This window comes from Kitasatospora sp. MY 5-36 (genome assembly GCF_001182915.1).
GTDB lineage: Bacteria > Actinomycetota > Actinomycetes > Streptomycetales > Streptomycetaceae > Kitasatospora.
Genome location: NZ_LFVW01000797.1, coordinates 1 through 4,381 on the forward strand (window position 1 = coordinate 1; position 4,381 = coordinate 4,381).

The window sequence follows — 4,381 nt, forward strand, 5'->3', positions numbered from 1 at the left end:
CCCGCCCCGGCGTCCGCGCGCACCTCGCCCCGGCTCGGGGCGCCGCGTGCGCCGGGGCGGGGCCGCCGCCCGAAGGCTTCCGACGACCCGGGGCCCCGGGGCCGACCCCGGTGAGTGGATCTCATATCCGGGATAGCATCGCGAATATGGGAATCGACGCGGCCGCCGACGAGCGGCTGGCACAACGACTCGCCGAGCTGAGGCTGGAACGCGGGTGGACCTTGGAGGAGTTGGCACGGCTGGCGGACGTCAGCCGGTCGACGCTGTCCCGAGTGGAGCGGGCGGAGGTCAGCCCGACGGCCGCGCTGCTCGGGCGGCTCTGCGCCGTGTACGGGCGGACCATGTCCCGGCTGCTCGCCGAGGTGGAGTCCGGTCCGGCCCGGCTGGTGCGGGCCGGGGAGCAGCAGGTGTGGCGGGACGGGACGACCGGGTTCGTCCGCCGGTCGGTCTCGCCGCCGCACGGCTCGCTGCGCGCGGAGATCATCGAGGGCCGGCTGCCGGCCGGCGCGGACATCGCCTACGACCGCGCCTGCACGCCCGGCCGGGAGCACCACCTCTGGCTGCTGGAGGGGAACCTGGAGCTGACCGTGGACGGTGAGCCGCAGCCGCTCGGCCCCGGCGACTGCCTGCGCTACGTCGGCAGCACCAGCCGCTTCCGCAGCCTCGGCCCGGGCGAGGCCCGGTACGCGCTGGTGGTGGTCGAGCCGTGAGCGCCGCCACCGGGCCGATAGCGAAGGAGCCCGAGGAGAGCCCCGGGAACGGCGGGGCGCCCGAGGAACCCGGGAAGCCCGGGGGACCCAAGGAGCGCTTCGACGCCGCCGGGCGCCGGGTCCTGCTGGTCTGCGTCGCGGGCGGCTTCACCACGCTGCTCGACCAGTCCGTCCTCAATACCTCCATCCCCGCCCTGCGCGAGACCCTGCACGCCGGGCCCGCCGACCTCCAGTGGATCGTGGCCGGCTACTCGCTCGCCTTCGGCCTCGCGCTGATCCCCGGCGGGCGGCTGGGCGACGTCAAGGGCCGCAAGTGGTTCTTCGTCACCGGCCTCGCCCTGTTCACCCTGGTCAGCCTGGTCTCCGCGACCGCCACCGAGCCCGGGGTGCTGATCGCCGCCCGGCTGCTCCAGGGCGTGGGCGCCGGCCTGGTCAACTCCCAGATGATCGGCACCCTCCAGGACGTCTTCGACGGCCAGTTGCGGGCCCGCGCCCTCGGCATGTACGCCGTCACCGGCGGCCTCGCCTTCACGCTCGGCCCGCCGATCGGCGGCGCGGTGCTGGCCCTGGCCGGCCCCGAGCACGGCTGGCGGCTCACCTTCCTGCTCAACGTCCCCTTCGGCCTGGCCACCGTCGCCCTGGCGGCCCGCCACCTGCCGAAGCCCCGCCCCAGCGCCCGGAACGCCGACCTCGACGTCCTCGGCCTGCTGCTGGTCGGGGCGCTCACCCTGGCCCTGATGCTGCCCTTCGTCCGGCCGCCCGGCTGGACCGGCTGGCTCGCCTTCGCGGCCGCCGCCCTGCTGCTGCTCGGCGCGCTCGCCTGGTGGCAGCGGCGCTACGCCCGGTCCGGCGGCCACCCGCTGATCCACCCGGCCCTCACCCGCTCCGCGCCGTACGCGCTCGGAACGGCCACCGCGATGGCCCAGTTCGGCTCCTCGCTCGCCGCCTCGCTGGTCCTGACCATGTTCCTCCAGGACGGCCTCGGCCTCTCCCCGATGGGCGCCGCGCTGGTCGCGCTGCCCTCCGCCGTGGCCATGGGCGTGGCCTCCGCGCTCGCCTGGCGGGTCGTCCAGCGCTACGGCCGACGCACCGTCACCGTCGGGATGGTCGGTTCCGCGCTCGCCATGCTGTTCAGCGGACTGCTCGCGCACTGGGCGCCCGCCGCCGTGCTGCCCTGGCTGCTGGCCCTGCTGCAACTGCTCGGCGGCGCCTCGGTCGGCCTGATGGGCTCCACCAACCAGGCGTACGTGCTGCGCCACGCGCCCGCCGAGGCGGCCGGGGTGAGCGGGGCGATCCTGCAGATGGCCCAGCGGATCGCGGCGGCCGTCGCGGTCTCGGCCCTGTCCGGGGTCTACCTGCGGGAGACCGTCGGCGGCGGCGGGCACCGCTCCGCCTACCTGACGGCGAGCGTGGTGTGCGCCGCGGTGGCCGGACTCGCCGTCCTGGCCTCGGTGTTCGCCGGCCGCGCCACGGCCCGCGAGCAGCACGACGGCGGACCGGTCGCGATGAGCCGAGGGCGAACACCGGTCCGCTAGGCGGTGGTCGGCGCGTACCGTGGCGGGCATGACCGACGTACGGACCCGGACCGTGGACCTGCCCGAGGTGACGCTCGCCTACCGCGAGAGCGGACGGCCCGGCGGCCCGCCGCTGGTGCTGCTGCACGCCCTCGGCGAGCGGGCCGCCGACTGGGACACCGTCCTGCCGGAGCTCGCCCCCGGCCACCACGTGTACGCGCTCGACCTGCGCGGCCACGGCGACAGCGCCCGCACCGCCGCCTACGCGCTGGAGGCGATGCGGGACGACGTGCTGGCCTTCCTCGACGCCCTCGGGCTCGCCCGCGTCGACCTGGTCGGCCACTCGATGGGCGGCGCCGTCGCCTACCTGCTCGCCCAGGCCGCGCCGGAGCGGATCGACCGGCTGGTCCTGGAGGAGATCCCCGCGCTGTACCCGCGCCCGGCGAGCGCGCCGGCCGAGGACCCGGACCCGGACGTGCACTTCGACTGGGCGGCGGTCCGGGCGGTCAAGGCCCAGCTCGACGACCCCGACCCGGCCTGGCGGGAGGGGCTGGCCGGGATCACCGCCCGCACCCTGGCCGTCGCCGGCGGCCCGGCCAGCCACGTCCCGCAGGAGCGGATCGCCGAACTCGCCCGGCTGATCCCGGACTGCCGCCTGGTCACCGTCGAGGCCGGGCACCTGGTGCACGGTGCCCGGCCCGCCGGGTTCGTCGCCGCGGTGGCGCCGTTCCTGGCCCGCTGAGCCGCCGGGCCGCTGCCGTCGAGTGAGGCGGACACCGGGTGGGGCGGGCGGCGGATCGGTCAGACGCCGTGCTCGACGGGCAGCCGCCCGTTGCGCACCGCCGTCAGCAGGTCGGCGTGGTCGGCCTCGGTGCGGTCGGCGTAGGCCACCGCGAAGGCGGCGACGGCCTCGTCCAGTGCCTCGCTCTTGCCGCAGTACCCGGCCAGCAGGCCGGGGTCGGCGGTGTGCGAGTGTGCCCGGGCCAGCAGCGCGCCGGTGATCCGGGCGTAGTCGTCCAGCTGGCCCGGCAGCAGCGCCGCCGGGTCGACACTGCCCTTGCGGTTGCGGAACTGCCGCACCTGGTAGGGGAGTCCGTCGACCGTGGTCCAGCCCAGCAGGGTGTCGCTGACCACCTGCATGTGCTTCTGGCCGAGCACCACCCGGCGGCCCTCGTGCCCGTCCGCCGCGGGCCGCGGCCCGGCCGGCAGGTACGGCAGCAGCGCGGACGGGCGGGCCTCCTTCACCTGCAGCACCAGCGGCTGGTCCCGGTGGTCGGTGAGCAGCACCACGTACGAGCGGGTGCCCACGCTGCCGGTGCCCACCACCCGGAACGCCACGTCCTGCACCCGGTAGCGGGACAGCAGGGTGCGGACCTCGGCCGGAACCGTCTCGACGTACGGGCCGAGCGCGTGCGCGACGGCGCGGGCGGTCGCGTCGGTCACCTCGGTGAGCACCGGGGGAGCGGCCGTGAACCGCCAACCGCCGTCCGCGGTACGGGCGGTGCTGCGGGCGGCGAACCGGGCGCTGGTGTTGCCGAGCGCCTTCGCGCCGACCTTGCGCAGCACCTCGGCGAGGTCGTGCGCCTCGGCGAAGGAGACCAGCTGCTCGTCCGCGATCGCGTTCCAGGCGTCCAGCCCGGGCAGCTTGGCGAGCGTGCGCACCGTCCGGCGGTAGGAGCCCGCCACGTGCTGGGCGGCCTCGCGCGCGGTGGTCTCGCTCGCCCCGGCCTCCCGGGCGGCCAGCACCAGGCTGGCGGCGAGCCGCTTGAGGTCCCACTCCCAGGGGCCGGGGACGGTCTCGTCGAAGTCGTTGATGTCCAGCACGATCTGGCCGCGCGCGTCGCCGTACAGGCCGAAGTTCGCGGCGTGCGCGTCCCCGCAGAGCTGCGCGCCCACCCCGGTCACCGGGGTGCCCGCGAGGTCGGCGGCCATCAGCCCGGCCGAGCCGCGCAGGAACGCGAACGGGCCGGCGGCCATCCGGCCGACCCGGATCGGCACCAGCCGGGCTATTCGGCCGGCGTTGGAGGCCTCCAGCGCGGTCACGGCCGTCGGCCGGTCGGGTGCGGGCGCGAACTCCGCGTGCCGCTCCCGGGGCACCCGGGTCCGCAGCTCCTTGCCGCGCTCCCGCGCCCGCCCGTCCTGCGCCGGGGCGAACCC

Annotated in this window: 4 protein-coding genes; 3 read left to right on the forward strand and 1 reads right to left on the reverse strand. The window is 76.6% G+C overall.

The genetic code is table 11. The annotated features are described in order from the left end of the window. Positions 1-146 precede the first annotated feature (146 nt). From AE652_RS36195 to AE652_RS36205, 3 genes are read left to right on the forward strand one after another with little or no spacing between them, the layout of a single operon-like run. Complete coding sequence (locus AE652_RS36195) at positions 147-710, forward strand: helix-turn-helix domain-containing protein (protein WP_049659259.1); 564 nt, start codon at positions 147-149, stop codon at positions 708-710. Then, the gene (locus tag AE652_RS36200; RefSeq protein ID WP_053112469.1) at positions 707-2,245 is read left to right on the forward strand and encodes an MFS transporter; all 1,539 of its coding nucleotides are present in this window, start codon (positions 707-709) and stop codon (positions 2,243-2,245) included. Before AE652_RS36195 ends, AE652_RS36200 begins: the two co-directional genes overlap by 4 nt. A gap of 28 nt (positions 2,246-2,273) precedes the next feature. Beyond that, the gene (locus AE652_RS36205; RefSeq protein WP_049659260.1) at positions 2,274-2,966 is read left to right on the forward strand and encodes an alpha/beta fold hydrolase; all 693 of its coding nucleotides are present in this window, start codon (positions 2,274-2,276) and stop codon (positions 2,964-2,966) included. A gap of 59 nt (positions 2,967-3,025) precedes the next feature. Here the strand turns inward: AE652_RS36205 and AE652_RS36210 are convergent. Continuing rightward, the coding region (locus tag AE652_RS36210; protein ID WP_049659261.1) for a DUF2252 domain-containing protein at positions 3,026-4,381 on the reverse strand (1,356 nt) is incomplete at its 5' end.

Coding starts and splice junctions, on each gene's coding strand:
- AE652_RS36195 (WP_049659259.1), top strand. CDS start 147: ATGGGAATCGACGCGGCCGCCGACGAGCGGCTGGCACAACGACTCGCC.
- AE652_RS36205 (WP_049659260.1), top strand. CDS start 2,274: ATGACCGACGTACGGACCCGGACCGTGGACCTGCCCGAGGTGACGCTC.